At 62.5% G+C, this 17,218-nt stretch carries 12 protein-coding genes and 1 pseudogene; 2 read left to right on the forward strand and 11 right to left on the reverse strand.

Features of this window, described 5'->3' with window-relative positions:
• Nucleotides 1-21 precede the first annotated feature (21 nt).
• From L0U80_RS27830 to L0U80_RS27870, 9 genes and pseudogenes are all read right to left on the reverse strand, one after another.
• Nucleotides 22-1,071, reverse strand: coding sequence for a sugar phosphate isomerase/epimerase family protein (locus tag L0U80_RS27830; RefSeq protein WP_233873669.1), 1,050 nt, complete (start codon nt 1,069-1,071; stop codon nt 22-24).
• A 103-nt stretch (nt 1,072-1,174) separates the two neighbouring features.
• Nucleotides 1,175-2,137: a substrate-binding domain-containing protein gene (locus L0U80_RS27835; protein ID WP_233873672.1), complete on the reverse strand. Its 963-nt coding sequence runs from the start codon at nt 2,135-2,137 to the stop codon at nt 1,175-1,177.
• 111 nt (nt 2,138-2,248) lie between these two features.
• Nucleotides 2,249-3,262, reverse strand: a complete 1,014-nt coding sequence (locus L0U80_RS27840; RefSeq protein WP_233873675.1) for an ABC transporter permease — start codon at nt 3,260-3,262, stop codon at nt 2,249-2,251.
• Nucleotides 3,243-4,730 (reverse strand): sugar ABC transporter ATP-binding protein, encoded by a 1,488-nt coding sequence (locus L0U80_RS27845; protein ID WP_233873678.1) that lies wholly within the window; start codon nt 4,728-4,730, stop codon nt 3,243-3,245. Before L0U80_RS27845 ends, L0U80_RS27840 begins: the two co-directional genes overlap by 20 nt.
• A gap of 26 nt (nt 4,731-4,756) precedes the next feature.
• On the reverse strand, nt 4,757-5,746 hold the full coding sequence (locus L0U80_RS27850; RefSeq protein WP_233873681.1) for a LacI family DNA-binding transcriptional regulator: 990 nt from the start codon (nt 5,744-5,746) through the stop codon (nt 4,757-4,759).
• 359 nt (nt 5,747-6,105) lie between these two features.
• Nucleotides 6,106-7,101 (reverse strand): flagellin N-methylase, encoded by a 996-nt coding sequence (locus L0U80_RS27855; protein WP_233873684.1) that lies wholly within the window; start codon nt 7,099-7,101, stop codon nt 6,106-6,108.
• On the reverse strand, nt 7,095-7,934 hold the full coding sequence (locus L0U80_RS27860; protein WP_233873687.1) for a MetQ/NlpA family lipoprotein: 840 nt from the start codon (nt 7,932-7,934) through the stop codon (nt 7,095-7,097). Before L0U80_RS27860 ends, L0U80_RS27855 begins: the two co-directional genes overlap by 7 nt.
• Nucleotides 7,931-8,995 (reverse strand): formylglycine-generating enzyme family protein, encoded by a 1,065-nt coding sequence (locus tag L0U80_RS27865; protein ID WP_373322311.1) that lies wholly within the window; start codon nt 8,993-8,995, stop codon nt 7,931-7,933. The genes L0U80_RS27860 and L0U80_RS27865 overlap by 4 nt, the downstream gene beginning before the upstream one ends.
• 4 nt (nt 8,996-8,999) lie before the next feature.
• Nucleotides 9,000-10,955 (reverse strand): annotated as a pseudogene (locus L0U80_RS27870) (arylsulfatase).
• Between the two features lie 452 nt (nt 10,956-11,407).
• Here L0U80_RS27870 and L0U80_RS27875 point away from each other — a divergent pair.
• Complete coding sequence (locus L0U80_RS27875; protein WP_233873912.1) at nt 11,408-12,439, forward strand: type I glyceraldehyde-3-phosphate dehydrogenase; 1,032 nt, start codon at nt 11,408-11,410, stop codon at nt 12,437-12,439.
• A gap of 88 nt (nt 12,440-12,527) precedes the next feature.
• Here the strand turns inward: L0U80_RS27875 and L0U80_RS27880 are convergent, their stop codons facing one another.
• Nucleotides 12,528-14,138: an FAD-dependent oxidoreductase gene (locus L0U80_RS27880; protein WP_233873693.1), complete on the reverse strand. Its 1,611-nt coding sequence runs from the start codon at nt 14,136-14,138 to the stop codon at nt 12,528-12,530.
• Nucleotides 14,135-15,790 carry an acetolactate synthase large subunit gene (locus L0U80_RS27885; RefSeq protein WP_233873696.1) on the reverse strand — a complete coding sequence of 552 codons (1,656 nt, stop codon included), beginning with the start codon at nt 15,788-15,790 and terminating at the stop codon, nt 14,135-14,137. Before L0U80_RS27885 ends, L0U80_RS27880 begins: the two co-directional genes overlap by 4 nt.
• Nucleotides 15,791-15,994: 204 nt before the next feature.
• On the opposite strand from L0U80_RS27885, the gene L0U80_RS27890 reads away from it, so the two are divergent.
• Entirely contained in the window at nt 15,995-17,137 is a 1,143-nt protein-coding gene (locus L0U80_RS27890; RefSeq protein WP_233873699.1) for an AraC family transcriptional regulator, read from the forward strand.
• Nucleotides 17,138-17,218: the final 81 nt, after the last annotated feature.

Raw genomic sequence — 17,218 nt, forward strand, 5'->3', positions numbered from 1 at the left:
TCCAATCAGAAACCGGTCGCCTCACAGTCCGAGCAACGCCTTGATGTGCCCGCTATCGACACCACTGTCCGCGAAGTCGTCGAAGGCGCGCTCCGCGACGCGGATGATATGCCGGCGAATGAATTCAGCACCCTCGCGCGCGCCATCCTGCGGATGCTTCAACGCGCACTCCCATTCGAGCACGGCCCAGCCTGGAAAATCGTATTGCGCGAGCTTCGAGAAGATCGCGCCAAAATCGATCTGACCATCGCCGAGCGAACGGAAGCGGCCCGCGCGCTCAAGCCACCCGCTGTAGCCGCCATACACACCCTGCCGGCCGTTCGGACGGAACTCCGCATCTTTCACATGGAAGATCTTGATGCGCTCGTGATAGATGTCGATGAATGCGAGGTAATCGAGCTGCTGCAGCACGAAATGGCTCGGGTCGTAGAGAATGTTTGCGTACGGATGGTCATCGACGGCCGCAAGGAAGCGCTCGAATGTGACGCCATCGTGCAGGTCCTCGCCCGGATGCAGTTCGTAACAGACGTCGACATCCGCATCACCGAACGCGTCGAGAATCGGGCGCCAGCGTCGGGCGAGTTCGTCGAATGCAGCCTCGACGAGGCCCGCCGGGCGCTGCGGCCACGGGTACAGATACGGCCACGCCAGCGCGCCGGAAAACGTGGCGTGCGCAGTCAGGCCGAGACGGCGCGAGGCCTGCGCGGCATAGCGCAGTTGCTGCCCGGCCCATGCGGACCGCGCGGCCGGATCGCCGCGCACCGCCAGCGGTGCGAACCCGTCGAACAACTGATCGTAGGCCGGATGCACGGCCAGCAACTGCCCCTGCAGATGTGTCGACAGTTCGGTGATGACCACGCCATGCTTGTCCAGCAGCGCGCGGATATCGTCGCAATACGCCTGGCTGCCAGCCGCCTGTTCGAGATCGATCAGCCGCGGATCCGTCGGCAACTGGACGCCTCGGTAACCGAGTTGCGCGGCCCAACCGGCCAGATCGGCAAGATTATTGAACGGCGCTTCGTCACTCATGAACTGCGCGAGGAAAATCGCCGGGCCCTGAATGGTTTTCATGATGTGCGTTCCTGCGCGAACCTCGTTTCGACGGTATATGCACCGCCCATTACATCGGGCGGTGCGTCATGCCGTCCGCTCACCTGGCCGGAGGTGGCCAGCGTCAGAATGGCGAGTCGGGGAAGTAAAAGTCCTTCGCGTTGTCCTTCGTGATTAACACCGAAGGGATGATCGTCTTATCTGCCAGCTTTTCGCCCTTCAGCCGCGCTTCGGCCGTCAGCTTGATCGCGTCGTAGATGAACTTCGGCGAATACGACACGTCCGCAGGCAGCATCGGTGCACCGTCCATCACGTTCTTGACCATGCCCTTCGAGCCTGCACCACCGAATACGATCTTGATATCGGTGCGTTTGGCCTGATCGATAGCCTTCAGTACGCCGACCGCCATGTCGTCGTCGGCAGCCCATATAGCATCGATGTGCGGGAACCGAGTCAGATAATCCTGCGTGACCTTGAACGCATCGTCGCGATTCCAGTTCGCATATTTGCCATCCAGCAGCTTGATGTCCGGATAGGCTTTCAACACACCGGTAAACGCGGCCCAGCGTTCATTGTCGAGAGTGGTCGGAATACCGCGTAGCGCAACGATGTTGCCCTTGCCGCCCAGCGCCTTGGCCAGATATTCGGCAGGAATCCGGCCGAAAGCGGTGTTGTCGCCCGCCACGTAGGCGTCCTGCGCGCTGGTATCCGTGAGACCACGATCGACGACCGTCACATAAATCCCTTTCTTCTTCACCTGCGCGACAGGCTGGGTCAACGACGCGGATTCGTACGGAAAGATCACCAGCGCGTTGATCTTGTTGACGGTCACCAGATCCTGCAGCTGATTCGCCTGGTCAGGCGCGTTCGCTGCAGTCTTCACGATCACCTTCAGATCCGGATGGGCTTTCTCGAGATCGGCCTTCGCCTTGTTCGCCCACCAGACAATCCCTCCCGTAAAACCGTGGTCGGCAGTCGGAATCGCCACACCAAGGATCACCTTGTCATCGGCGTGCGCGGCGCCGGCCGTCATCATCACGCCTAGCGCCAGCACACCAGCGCCAACCATTCGCTGAATCGGCTTCATCACGTCTCCTCTAGTTGTCGGGACGCACCGCGCGTCCTTCTCGGTTAAACGTCTGCTCATTCTCGAGCCGTCCGCCGCCGGACGGCTTCTTCCGGTTCTTGCGCGTATCGCTCAACGCCGCCCGCGCTGCAGGAACGCGACGACGATGATCACAACGCCTTGTACCGCCGCATTCAGATAGACGCTGATGATGCTGGTGAGATTCAGGATATTGGCAATCGTGGACAGCAGAATCGCGCCAACGACGGTGCCGATCACGCGCCCCTCGCCGCCCTTGAGCGCCGTGCCGCCGACGACGACGGATGCAATCGCCTCGAGCTCCCACAACAGCCCGGTGGTCGGCGTGGCTGAGCCGAGGCGCGGGACGTACAACACGGTCGCGATGCCAACGCAGATACCCGTCAGCGCATAAGTCGCGATCTTCACGCGATCGACCTGAATGGCCGCATACCGTGCGACCTGTTCGTTCGATCCGATCGCCTGGACGTGTCGCCCGAATGGCGTGCGATTAAGGATCAGTGCGCCCGTCGCCGCGATGGTGAGAAACACCCAGATCGGCACTGGTACGCCGAACAGGCTGGCGTAATAGACCGGGCCATAGAAATTGGCCAAGTTATCGTTCAGCGTCAGCGCACCGCCGTCTGCCAGCCATGTCAGTACCGCGCGGAAAATACCGAGTGTGCCGAGCGTCACGATAAACGGTTCGATACGGCCTTTGGTGATCAAGAGACCATGCGAACAACCGAACAGTGCGCCCAGCAGCAACGCGCTAACGATGCCGATGGTGAGAATCGCAAGCGGCGCAACGGTATGCCCGCCGATACCGTTCGCGAGCCCATTCATCAGCCAGATCATGACGCCCGAGATCAGCGCGGCCATCGAACCGACCGAAAGATCAATGCCGCCGGAAATGATCACGAAGGTCATGCCCACCGCGATGATGCCGATGAACGACGTGCGGGTCAGCACGTTCATCAGGTTCTCGAGCGTCGCGAAATCGCGATTCAGCAGCATACCGGCAACGCAAAGCGCGATCAGGCCAGCGAACGGTCCGATGCCATGCAAACGTCGCGCGAACCGGATCATCTGCGAAGGCTGCGCGGGTTCAGTGTGTGCCGGTTGCATGGGCAATCAACTCCTCTTCGGTCAAGTGCTCGCCGCTCAGGATCGCCTGCAAACGCCCCCCGCGCATGACGGCGACGCGATGGCACAGGCCGATCAGCTCGATTAACTCCGACGAAATCACGATCACCGCACGCCCTTCCCGGGCGAGCCGGTGAATCAGGAAATAGATGTCGCGTTTCGCACCAACATCGACGCCGCGCGTGGGTTCATCGAGTACGATCACGCGCGGATCGGGCTGCAGAAACTTCGCCAGCGCAAGCTTTTGCTGGTTGCCGCCAGAGAGCATGCGCGCACGACCGGCCAGATCGCCCGCGCGAATGCCGAATTCCCCCACGGCCTGCTGTAGCGCGACGCGCTCGGCCTTGGTGTCGATTAGCGGATGCGCGTAACGTTCGTGCGTCATCAGCGTGAGATTGTCCTGCAGGCTCAAATCGGCATGGAGCCCCTTGCCCTTGCGATCCTCGCTGAGATAGGTGAGGCCCTGGCGCATCGCGTCGCGCGGGCTGTTCAGCGCGATGCGCTGCCCCGCAATCTCGACGCGGCCCGCGCTGCGGCGGCGCAGTCCAAGCAGCGCTTCGAACGCCTCGGTACGCCCCGAACCCACCAGACCCGCAAAGCCGAACACCTCGCCAGCACGTACATCGAAACTCAGATCCTCGATCCAGCCGGGTACCGCAAGCCCCTCTACTTTCAGCGCGACGCTGGCACTCTCGGGGACCGGCGCCTTATCGGGGAACATGTCCGACACTTCGCGCCCAACCATGAGGTTCGCCATCTGCTGGCGGGTGAATCCAGCCGTCTCGCCACGAGAGACGAAACGCCCGTCTCGCATCACGATCACCTCGTCGGTAATGCGCTCGACTTCGTCGAGCTTGTGCGAGATATAGACGATCGTCGCCCCATCCGCCTTCAGCCGCTCCATCAACGTGAACAGACGGCCGGTTTCCTCTGGCGTCAACGTCGCCGTTGGTTCATCCATGATGAGCAGACGCGCATGGCGAGACAGCGCCTTGGCTATCTCGACCAGTTGTTTCTCCGCGACGATCAGCTCGCGTACCTTCGTGCCGGGAGGTCTGTCCAGTCCGACCTGCGCGAGATATTGCGTGGCCTCGTCACGCATTGCCGTTTCGTCGACGAACCAGCCTCTGCGCTTCTCGTGCCCCAGATACATGTTCTGCGAGATCGTCAGATGCTCGGCCAGATTGAACTCCTGGTGGATCAACACGATACCTGCGGCTTCCGCTTCACGCGAACCGCCAAAATGAACCGGCCTCCCATCGATCTCGATCGCTCCCGCGCTGGGCTTTTCGTATCCGGCAAGAATTTTCATCAGCGTCGACTTGCCAGCGCCGTTCTCCCCCAGCAGACCGTAGATCCGGCCCGGCGCCAGGGCAAAGCTCACACCATGCAACACGCGCACCGGCCCGAAGTCCTTTTGGATGTCGTCGAAACGCACAGCCAGGCTCATCGTTTCGTTCTCCTATGGGCTGTTCGTCATGCGCTCGCGCGCATCATCAGCCGATGCTGCAGCAGCACGCCGGGCAACACAGCCGCCGGGTCAGCCAGCCGTCGAAGCAGGAGCCGTGCTGCGATCTGCCCCAGTTCCTGCTTGGGTTGCGCCACCGTGGTCAACGGCGGATCGATCTGCGCAGCGATGGCGATGTCATCGAAACCGACGACTGCCACATCGTCAGGAACCTTGCGGCCAACGCTGCGCAAGCCATTGATCACCCCGATGGCCAACGTATCCGACACCGCAAAAATCGCGTCTGGTCCATCGCTACCCGCCGTGGCTAATGCGACTGCAGCTGCGGCGCCCGCCTCGTAATCCAGACTGTCTAGATTCAGGATCCAGCGGGGATCAGGCGTCAAACCCGCCTCGGCAAGGGTGTCGAGATAAGCCCGTTGGCGCTGCTGTGCGTACAGGTAGCCATCGCCGGAATTAATCAGCGCGATACGGCGTCGACCGCGCTCGAGCAAATAACGCATGGCTTCGCCCGCAGCGCGGTAGTTATCGATACCGACGTACGGCACGCCACCGGCTGGGTCGAATTCGCAGCAGGCGACCCATGGCAACGCGCCGGACTCCTCGGCGAGCGCCTGCTGGATCGCGGCCGGATCCAGGCAAATTGCACCGTCGGCGCGATGCCGACGCAACATGTCGAAATAGCTGCGCTCACGCCCGAGTTCTGCGTCGGTGTTGCATAGCAACATGAAGTAGCCCTCCTGACGCGCAACGCTGTCGATACCACGCACAATTTCCGCGTAGAACGGATTGCCGATGTTGGGCACCATGGTCAGCAGCAGACGGCTTTCGGCCGTACGCAAATTACGGGCGAGTTCGTTGATTCGATAACCGCTACGCTCGACCGCTTCCATCACGCGTGAACGCGTTTCTGGCCTGACATTCGTATGGCCATTGAGTACGCGCGAGACGGTCGCGACGGACACGCCAGCCAGGTGTGCGACGTTCAGAATCGACATGCACAGCCCCTGAATATCTCGCTCAAGAACCCAAATGTAATGGATTACATTTATAGTGCATGCGGGAAAAACGGCAAGAAAAAGTCACTTAGGGTTTTGCTTTATTCCAGCGCGGTGCACTGGACCGAGCAGCTTTTCGTAGACACCTTTGAGCCATCATTTCAGACAACCGAAGGGGTCTAAATGGACAGCAAGCGGTGCACGAAAGCGTTCAGGATCGAAGCAGTCAAGCAGGTATCGGAGCGAGGCATTCGGTGGCGGACGTGGCGCAGGGTCGGGCATCACGACGCACAGCCCGTGTGCCTGGAAGGCAGCGCTCGATAAGCGGGCCGCACTGGTTCGCCCGTGGTTGTGAACAGTCAGTGAACTGTTTCCGCCGCCAGCGCGACCGTTTTAAAACCAGCGTCATCGGCCAACCCGAGCCAAGCTTCGACATCCGCGGTTATCTTCGGGTCCTCTCCGTGCTGCGAGCGATCGCCCATCGACCGCAGCGCGCTTTTAGCGCGCTCGCAAACTTCCGCGAACCCGCGCAATTCGCGCGTGACGGGTCGAAGATCGAGCCGTCGCTTCGCGATCGCCTCCGCGACACGTGCGTCGATCAGCGCGATCTGACTGTCGAGCAATTCGATGCACGCTTCGCGGCAGCGTGCCGAAAAGCGCGCAACAGCAAACAACGCGGGCACGATCGGGAGCGTGAGATACACGCCAGGCGCGAGCATCGCGAGCCGGCTTGGTAATCCCGACGACGGCTCGCACAGCGACGCGAACACCGCGTCACGCCACACGTTGCGCTCGTAGACGAGCGCGTGCCGGCTGCGCTCGAGCGCAGTCGTGTCAGCCACGCGCCCGCCTCGTATGAGCGGCGTGGCGCCATCGCTAAAGTTCGGGCGGATGCAGACTGCGCCGAATGACTGCATAGACTCGCGCCGATCACGAAGCACGTGTGGCTGGAGGCGATCGGGAAGCAGCGGATCGAGCGGTACCGCTTCGCAGCGATCCGGCTTGCCGGCATCGTGCAAGGTGCAGCGTCCGTCTGCGGCGAGCGCCGGGCAGCGCCCCGATAAGCGGTCGTCGTAACCCTGAAGCGTGACGGATAGCCAGCCGCCAGCGCCATCGAGTCGATGAAACAGCGTGTGTGCGAGCGCCTCGCTGGCTGCGGCCTCATCGGCATCGAGCGGACGACCACTTGCGTCCGCGCCGAGGCGCGCACCAGTGCGCAAGGGAAAAACCCGGCTGACCGCAATGCAGCCGATAAACCGCTCGCGATGCCGGAACAACTCGCGCAGCGACAATGCGGGCGGACTGTTGCAGCATTTCCCGCACGCGTTGCACGCAAGCGACCAGTTTTCTACCATGGGAGCCGCACCGAGTCCTGATAGTGCGCGAGAATGAAATGCGCAACATCCTCCGAGTGATACGACGCGACGAGTTCCCGCACCCATGGCGACGTGCGATCGGCGGTCCGCACTGCGAGCACGTCCGCATAGGGCGAGCGCGCATCTTCGATGCCGACGCTGTCACGCGCAGGCAAGAGTCCCGCGCGTTGCGCATCGGCACTGTCCATCGCAACGAACGCCGACGTGTCGAGGGCCGCATAGAGCCGCGTCTGCGGCACTGCGATGAACTTCAGGTGCAGGCGGTTGCTCGTGATGTCGCGCAGCGACGCATGCAGGCCCGCACTGTCGCGAAACGTGATTAGCGTGTAGTTCTGGAGCAGCACGAGCGCGCGCGCCATGCCTTGCGGGTCGGCGGGAATCGCGACCGTCGCGCCGTGGTGCAGCTCGGTCATACGCCTCAACTGCCGGGAATAGAACGCCATCGGCAGCGTGATTGTCGGTGCTATGTTGGTCAGGGGGTAGCGTTGCGTTTCGATGGCATGCGCGAGGTTCGAGGCGTTCTCGAAGCTCGCCGCGTCAATGCGACCCGCGGCCAGTGCGGCATCGATTCGCGCGGGATCCTCGAATACGACGATTTCGAGCGGCAAACCGCGTGCCGCGGCCACGCGCTTCACCTCGTCCATGACCTGCGCGTGCGTACCTGGCGTCACGCCGATGCGCACCACACGGTCGCGCGAAACCGAGGCGGGTGAATCAGACAATATCGCTGTCGAAGGCAACGCGACAGCATGTGCAGCCGCGAACGCAAACGCAGCGGTGGCTGCGGCAAGAAGCCGGAATGCTTGCGTCATGCGGGATCCCTCACTACCGTGCGAAAGCCAATGTGCGAAGTCCCGAGATTGGCCTCCTGCTGTTCACGCGACGACGCGCGATAGCGCACACAGAAGTCCCTGGAACATAGAAATGAGCCGCCCTTGATAACTATCTTTGTGTCGCGGCGCAGCGATGCCGGCGCGACTACCGCAGGGTCGCCGTTCGCGTGCGGCTGATGCGCGCCGGTGTAGACGTCCTTCGTCCACTGCCATGCATTGCCGATCATGTCGTACAAACGAAAGTCGTTCGCCGCGTAGCAGCCAACGGGCGCGAGCCCCGCGTGGCCGTCCTCAGCCGTGTTGAGCACCGGAAACACACCCTGCCAGTAGTTCGCCGATGGCTTGCCGTGCGCGTCGCGCGGCGCGGTGTCGAGTTCCTCGCCGTCATGCCCAGCCTTGCCCGCATATTCCCATTCCGCCTCGGTCGGCAGATCGCGGCCGAGCCAGTGTGCGTACGCGAGCGCATCTTGCTGCGTGACGAGCGTGACAGGCAGATTGCCCTGTCCTTCGACAGTGCTGCCAGGCCCTTTCGGATGCCGCCACGACGCACCGTCGACCCATGTCCACCACGCGAGTTCACGCTTGTTCAATTCCTCGGCACTCGGAATATGGAACACCGCGCCTCCACCGAGGCGCTCCGATTCGGTCACGTACCCGGTGGCCTTCACGAAAGCCGCGAACTGCGCGACGGTCACGTCGTGCTGGTCTATCCAGAAACCGGCGACGCGGGTCTTGCCGTCGCCTGCGGGGCGTTCGTCGGGATAGCCGTGCGCGCCGCCCAACACAAACGTGCCGCCGTGCAGGTGCACCATGCCCGCCTTCGGGTCGTCGCGCCAGCGCGCTGGCACGCCCGAATAACGTTCGCATTCACGTTCGCTGCCGAGCGCTGCGAGCGAACGGCCATCGTTCAGCGCATCGAATGCCGGGGTTGTGTTGCTGGACCACGCAGCGGAATGCGCGTACGTAATTGCGGCGCTTGTGGTGACCGCGATGACTGCGGCGGCGAACGCCGCAGTGGACAGGGTAAAACGCATCGACATGTCCTCAGTAATAGCCTTGGGGACGCAGTGGCTCGACGCCGCCCACGGTCGACATGTAGGCGTTCCATTGATCGAAAAGCGTCTGTACCACAGTCGGCTCTTGCGCGGACAGGTCGTTGGTTTCGCCACGATCGACCGTCAGGTCGTAGAGTTGCCAGTGACCATCGACCGGGCCGAGCGGCGGCTCCGTCCACAGGGCTTTCCAGTGGCCGTCGGCGCTGCGCAGATACGCGCGGCCGTACGCTTCGTCGCCAAACGGCGCGGTGTGGACCTCAGCCGTGCTCGATCCCTTCAAAAGCGGCAGCAGCGACTTGCCGGTGACCGGGTACACATAGCGGTTGTTGTACACAACCTTGCCCTGGTTCTGATCGACGCCGGTGAGCGAGTTGATCAGCACGGGCGCAGGCGTCGAGGGCGGCGTTATGCCGGCGATATCGAGGAACGTGGCGGTGTTGTCGGTCACGTGCGTAAATACGCTCGCGGTCGGCGATTGGGTCGTCTGCCCCGGCAAGTGTGCGATGGCCGGCACGGATACACCGCCTTCACCCGAATAGCCCTTCATAAACCGCAGCGGCGCCGCGCTCACCTCCGCCCAACGCAGACCATATTGCAGGCGCTGCGCGTTCTGCTGCCCGTTGTCCGAACCGAGTGCCGAGTAGACCGGGTCCTGCGAATTCGCAGTGTCGGTCGCCGTCGGGTCCGCGCCCGAATCGATCGGCCATCCCTCGGCGCCGTTGTCCGACTGGAACAGGATGAACGTATTGTCGTATTCGCCGATGTCCTTCAAATGCTGAATCAGCAGACCGATGTTGTAGTCGAGATTCTCGACCATGCCCGCGTAGATCTCCATGTAGCGCGCCTGAGCCTTTTGCTCGGCAGGCGACAGGCTCGCCCACGCTTTGTCCACGTAGCCCTGGCCATAGTCGACGTATCCCGCCGACGCCGGATGCACCGCGCTGATGTATTGGGCACTGGCCGTCCCGTTGTTCGCCGTCGCGGGCGAGCGCGTGAGTGTTTCGGGCCGTCCCGCGTACGGCTGAAAGTCAGTGGGAATCAGCCCGAGTGCCTTCTGACGCGCGATGCGCGCATTGCGAATGGCGTCGTAACCGGCGTTATACACGCCGGTGTAGTTGTGCAGCCACGGGTCCGGCACTTCGAGCGGCCAGTGTGGCGACGTGTACGCCGCATAGGCAAAGAACGGCTTGCCATCGCCCTTGTTCTGGTCGATGTACTGGATCAGCTTCTGCGTGTAGAAGTTCGTCGAGTAGAACACTGCCGGGCTGCCACCCGTGCCGCCCGGCTGCCCAGGCTGGCCCGGCTGGACATATTGACCGTCCTCGGTATAGTTTTTCGAGCCTGCGGCCTCGTGCGCGAAGTGGTTGCTCGCCGCGCCGCCGAGCAGGGCGTAACTGTGCTCGAAGCCCCACTGGTCCGGCGTCTGACCGCTTCCCGACGCGCTCCCCACGATGCCCGAGCCGAGGTGCCACTTGCCGGCCATGTAAGTGTGATAGCCCGCGTCCTGAAGCAGTTGCGCGACGGACAGCGAGCGGTCGTTCAGATAACCCTCGTAGCCCGGCAGACCTTTGCGTTCGTCGGTCGGCACGCCCATCGTGCCTTCGCCGACGAGGTGATGGTCCGTACCCGAGATCAGCATCGAGCGCGTAATCGCGCAGACGGTGCCCGCGTGATGGTTCGAGAGAATGCGCCCCGAAGCGACCAGCGCGTCGAGATTCGGCGTATTGATTTCGCCGCCGAATGCGTGAATGTCGGAATAGCCGAGATCGTCGGCCATGATTTACAGAATATTCGGCCGCTTTTGTACGACGGTTGTGGCGCTTGACGCATCTTTCGCCTGGTTCGTGTTCGAATCACCGCACGACGCGAGCGAAACGGCGCCGGCGACGATGGCGCAAAAAATGCGAAGACGGGGAAACGATCGCGGCAAGGCAGAGGGTTTCATTGTGGTGGCACTCGTTTATCGGGAGTTGCCATCTTAGGGACTGTCGCCAATCGCCCAAAGTCTGATTTCTTTCTTACTTTCGTTTCAAAGTGCTTAATAATTCGTCGCTACGAATATGGTTAGCGTAATTAGTGGAATAACCGTGTTCGGGGTGGCACGCGTGGGAATCGCAAAGTAGAAGGGTTAACGTCGAGATTCGATTTTCATCCGGACCGGATCACGGGATCGAGGTGTGCGCGGCAGACGTACGCGACCTACGTATTCGATGCGCTCGCCGCGCAAGCGCACAGCGATCAATGGAGTTTGAGGCTTCCACGGACTCGATGATCATCAACTGATCCGTTTCCAGAAAATCGAATCGACAGCCCTTCCGAGAATGAACAAGGTCGACCTCAAGAGCGCACGCTAGAATTACGGCTTCCATCCTCAGAAGGAATCACGCCGTGCCTGATATGTTTCCTGCACCGCTGCGTATTGCAATCAACGGATACGGCCGCGTCGGCCGTTGTTTCGTGCGGGCAATCTATGAGTCGGACTACCGTGATGCCTTCAGGATTTCGGCCATCAATGAACCTGCCGATCTCTCGAGCATGGCCTACCTGACGCGCTTCGATTCCACCCACGGGCGCTTCCCGGGAAAGGTCGAAGTCGGAGAAGGTACGTTGATTCTCGACGGCAAGCCAGTTCCGGTATTCCATGAGACCACGCCCGAGGGCGTCGACTGGCGAGGCCTCGAAGTCGATCTGCTCGTCGAGTGTTCCGGTCGCTACGGCGATCGGGCATCGCTGACGCGTTTTCTCGACGCGGGTTGCACGCGGCTACTGCTCTCGCATCCCGGTGACAGTGCTGCGGATGTGGACGCGACGGTTGTATTCGGCACGAATCACAGCATCCTTTCGGGCAAGGAGCGCCTCGTATCGAACGCTTCGTGCACGACCAACGCGACCGTACCGATACTTTCACTGCTGCACGAAGAGTTCAATATCGAACAGGTGCAGCTCACGACACTGCATTCGGTGATGAATGACCAGCCCCTGATCGACGGCTATCATCACTCTGACCTGCGCAGAACACGTTCGGCAATGCAATCGATCGTCCCCGTTTCGACGGGTCTTGCGCGTGGCGTGGAACGCCTGCTTCCGGAACTCAAGGGCCGCGTGCATGCGAAGGCGATCCGCGTGCCGACCCACAATGTGTCGGCGATCGACATGGTGTTGTCGGTAGGACGCGACGTAAGTGCTGCAAACGTCAACGAAGTGCTGAAAAGCGCAGCGTCCGGCCCCTATGCCGGCCTTATCGCCTGGTCGGACGACCCGCATGCTTCGATCGATTTCAATCATGACCCGCATTCGGCAATCGTCGACGGGGCGCAGACTCATGTCAGCGGCGATCGCCTGGTGAATCTGATGGTGTGGTTCGACAACGAGTGGGGCTTTGTGAATCGCTTGCTGGATGTGACGCGTCATTGGCTCCGAGCCACTTGACCTCGGCGTCGGCAACCGCCCTGCCGATCCGGTCAACGGGCTCTGTCACGTTGACTGGATCGTGCTAGCCGCATGACATAAAAGTAGTTCAGATTTTTCCAGTGATGTCGCGTGCGGCAGCCCTGGCAGTCAATACGCAGCCCGGAAGAAAAGTCCCTTCGAGGGAACGCTTGCCGCAGGCCCCACCACCGCCGAACCCCGCCGCCTCGCCAACGCAGTAGAGACCGGAAATGGCGTCGCCCGCGCCGTCAAGAACGCGGCTTCGCAAATCGGTCACGAGTCCGCCCAGGCTCTTGCGGGTGATGAGTTGCGTGTGGATGGCGATGTAAGGGCCGGCGCCAGGCTTCTGCAACGGCGCAGGCTTGCAGGTACGCAAGCTATCCGGCCCCCACTGGCGCGCATGGAGGATGCGGCGGATCTGCGCATCGTTATGCAGTTTGTTGCCGTTGGCGAAATTGGCATCGAAGGCGTCGGCGGTCGCCTGCAATACCTCGGGCCGCACATGATTGTCGCCGGTCAGTGCATTCATCCGTGCGGCAAGACCCGCGAGGGTGTCGTCCACCAGGAAGTGCCGGCTCTCGCGCGCCAACTGGTGCACCAGCCGATGGTTGCCGAGCAGCGTCTCCTTCATGAAAAGAAGGAGTTGGCGATCCCGCAGTCGCACGTTGTGCTCCGCGCCCGATATCGCCAACTCTTTGGCCGCAATGCGCCAGTTCAGCAGGTGCCAGGTCCAGGGCTTCGACTCGACCGCCACTCGCTGACAAAGATCATGCGTGTCGAAACCCGTCACCAGCGGATCGGGACCGATGCGCCGCCCCTCGTGGTCGAGCCACAGCGCCGACTTGCACGGAATCATGGACAAGCCGTGACCCTCGAAGTGAGGCTGCGGATGCGGGATGCCTGCAGCGTAATTCCACATCTCGCCCGCGGCGGAGATGCGCCCGCCGAAGCCCTCCACCAGCCGATGAAGCTTGCCGTCGGACGAGGGATGAGCACCGTTGAGCATCGTAGCCGGCATGGGTCGGCCAGCTGGCCAGTTCGCCCGGGTTTCCTCATGGCCTCCGTTGATGCCCCCCATGGCCAGCACGACAACCGGCGCGGCGAAGCGCAATGCTTCGCCCGTGCTCTCGTCCACGCCGCTCGCACCGGAGATCGCGCCGCCTGAGCGATCGAGGCCAGTGATACGCGTGTGGCTCAGCAGTTCAAGCCGACCTGCGCCGCCCGCACGCTCCACAGCCTCGATCATGCGCAGGGTCAGCAGGCGCGACGTGCCCCAAAGCACGTGATAGCGGGGCACGCTATTGCCATCGCCAAAGCGGCCACGCTCGACCCAGTTCACGGCTGGCAGGAACTTCAGACCGTGACCGATGAGCCAGTCATAAACGTCCGCGCGGGAATGCTCCACGTAGTGACGCGCCCACGCGAGGGGCAGCGTATCCGTGTCGCGCAGTTCGCCGAAGCGAATCCAGTCGGCGAGCGCCCGTTCCGGCGTATCCGGTATCTTCATACGCGCCTGCAACGGTGTTCCCACGAGCGCCATGCCGCCGAAGGCCCACAACGCGAGGCCGCCGAGGCGCTCGCGACTGCCGCGATCCACGACCGTCACGGTCTTGCCTGCCTGAAGGCATTCAAGCGCAGTCACAAGGCCAGCGAGACCGCCGCCCACCACCAGCACGTCCGATCGCAGAATCCGGGTCATGGTGCCAACTTCCGCTTCAGCGCCCGCGCGACGGGCTCAGGCAATGTGCCGAGAGAACGCAGCAGCCAGGGCAGCACGCGCAACTTGAGGCCAGAGAAAACACTGGGCACCACTGCTTCGATGAGATGGGGGCCGGGGCTGGCGAGCGCCCGTTCGAGCGCCGCGGTGAAATCCTCCGCGGTAGCGGCGCGTACAGCGTGAACACCCATGCCCTCAGCAAGCTGCACGAAATCCAGTCCAGGGCTGTTCAGATCGAGCTGGGCTTTGGCTTTCGGGCCGGCTTTTCGGGCACCGACCCGCTCCAGCTCAACATTCAGGATTCCATATGATCTGTTGTTGAAGACGATCGAGACGACGTTCAGCCGTTCCCGCGCCATGGTCCACAGTGCCTGGAAGGTGTACATGGCAGAACCGTCGCCCACCAGGGCCAGCACCTGGCGATCCGGGCAGGCAATCGCCGCGCCCACCGCTACGGGCAGGGCCTGGCCGATGGCACCGCCAGTGAGCGCAAGCACGTCGTGACGGGGCGCACCAGCGGTGAACATGGGCAGCATCGTGCCGGACGTCTGCGCTTCATCGACGATGATGGCGTCTGGCGGCAGCAGATGGCCAACGGCCTTGCACACCTTCTCGGCGGTCAGCTTGCCACGTGGACGGCCGGGGCGCAGGGGCGCCTGCAACGTTGGTTCAACCTGATCGGCGCCAAGGCGCACGCACAGGTTTTCCAGCGTGCCGGAGACATCCTGCTCGGGCGACGCGAGGTTATGCGCGGTGCAGCCTTCGGGCACCAGATAGCTCTTCTTGCCGGGATAGGCGAAGAAGGACACCGGTGCGCGCGCATCCACGAGGATCAGATTGTCGAGGCCCGCCAGCTGTACCGAGGCCATTTCAGCCAGATAGGCAATGCGCTCGACATGGGGCAATCCCGCACCGCGTTCGAACCGCGCCGGGAACACTTCGGCATAGAGCCGTGCGCCGGTCCGAGCGGCGATGCGCGCGGCGGCCAACAGCGCCGGTTCGCGCAGGGCGCGTCCGCCCAGAAGCAACGCGTTCTTGCCACCCGCTTCGAGCACGCGAGCGATTTTTTCGATGACATCGGCGGCGGCGAGCGGCGGTTTTGCGATCTCCGGCACGGGCGCCGGCACAGCGCCTTCTCCCCAGGACACATCGGCCGGCAGGATCAGCGTCGCCACCTGTCCGGGCGGCCCCTTTGCAGCGGCGACCGCCTCCACCACGTCCCGGCACAGCGACTCCGTGCTGCCCGACGTGCGCACCCAGCTCGATACGTTGCGGGCGGCCGTCTCGATGTCCGACTGCAGCGGCGCGTCGTACTGCGCGTGCGAAATCGCATGATCGCCAACGATATTGACCACCGGCACATTGCCCTTGCGGGCGTTATGCAGATTCGCGAGACCGTTACCGAGGCCGCAGCCGAGGTGCAGCAGCGTCGAGGCAGGCTTGTCGGCCATGCGTGCGTAGCCGTCGGCGGCGCCCGTCGCCACACCCTCGAACAGCGTCAGGATCGCGCGCATGTCCGGCGCCGTATCGAGGGCGGCGACGAAATGCATTTCCGATGTTCCGGGATTGGTAAAACAGACTTCCACGCCTGCATCGAGCAGTGTGCGCAGCGTTGCTTGAGCGCCATTGGCCATCGGGTCGGTCTCCGCGTCGATTTCTGTTTGTGGTTTGCGTTTTTCTCGTTTGCTTCAGCACGCTCGAGAAGGTCCGGAACCCGCCGTGCCGCGATCGCATCTTATGCCCTCGATGCCGTGGTTTCCGCACGGCACGCAGTGCTGGTTTTCATGCGCAAGCGATTCGCTGAGGTCTCCATCATGAAAGAATTGCCCGGATGAGTATTGACACTTCACGACAAAAAATTCACATTTGGCGACATCGCCCGCGACAACCCCAGCCGAATGCCCATCCTCGTCCGCTCTGCAACGCTCTCGACCTTCGAAACCCTGGCGAGCGATCTCGGGCTGGACGTTCCCGCCCTCCTCTCGCGTTTCGGCATTCCCCTTCAGGCGCTGCGCGATCCGGATCTGCTGATCTCCTACCAGGCCTTCATCAACCTGCTCGAATATTCGGCTTCCCTCGGACGCTGCCCCGATCTCGGCTTGCGGCTCGCACAGGCGCGCGGTATTGGCATTCTCGGACCCATCGCGGTGCTCGTGCGCCACGCCGACACCCTGGGCAATGCACTCGCGCTGGCCTCTCGCTATCTCTTCGTCCACAGTCCTGCCCTGCAACTTGGAACGCGTACCGTTCCCGGCCGTCCCGACCTGCTCGATGTGATCTGCGACATCACCCACGCCAACCTGATCGTGCGGCCTCAGGTCACCAGCCTGTCCATCGGCATCATCTGCCAGGGCCTGAAGGTCCTCACCGGCGCGCGCGTGCAACCGCGGCTCGTCACCCTGCCCCATGCCCCCGTGGCATCCGAAGCGGCCTATCAACTGGCGTATGGCTGCCCGGTACAGTTCATGGCGTCGGCGGCCGCGGTGCGCATCGCCACCGACGATCTCAACGTCGTCGTTTCGGAAAACGATCCGCAGGTGAAAGCGCTGGCCGTGAGCTATCTCGAACAACTCGGCGGCAGCCCTCAGACGCTCTATTCGGATCGTGTGCGCTCGCTGGCGCGCAATTTTCTCGGCGCGGGCGAGGCGAAGCACGCCGACATCGCGCGAGCGTTATCGGTTCATCCGCGCACCCTTCAGCGACGGCTGGAAGCGGAAGGCGTCACGTTTGAGCGATTGGTGGATGACGTGCGCAAGGAGCAGTTCATGGCGCTGATCGAACTGCGCGCGGGACCGAGTCTCACGCAGATCGCACATATCCTCGGCTATGCGGAGGTATCGGTGCTGACACGTAGTTGCAGGCGATGGTTTGGTCTTACGCCAGGAACGATGCGTAAGCAAACGAGGGGGCAATGGAAGATGCACGAACTCGATGAAGTCGGGACTATCCCGAGCGACGTTGACAACCGGCGTAGTGGGTGAGCCTGAAGACGGTTTCATGAAGACCGTTGGAGTACTGCGAACGGGCGGCGCGTCCCACGACTACAAAAAGTGGACGCCCCG

The organism is Paraburkholderia adhaesiva (assembly GCF_021390575.1).
Taxonomy (GTDB): Bacteria; Pseudomonadota; Gammaproteobacteria; order Burkholderiales; family Burkholderiaceae; genus Paraburkholderia; species Paraburkholderia adhaesiva.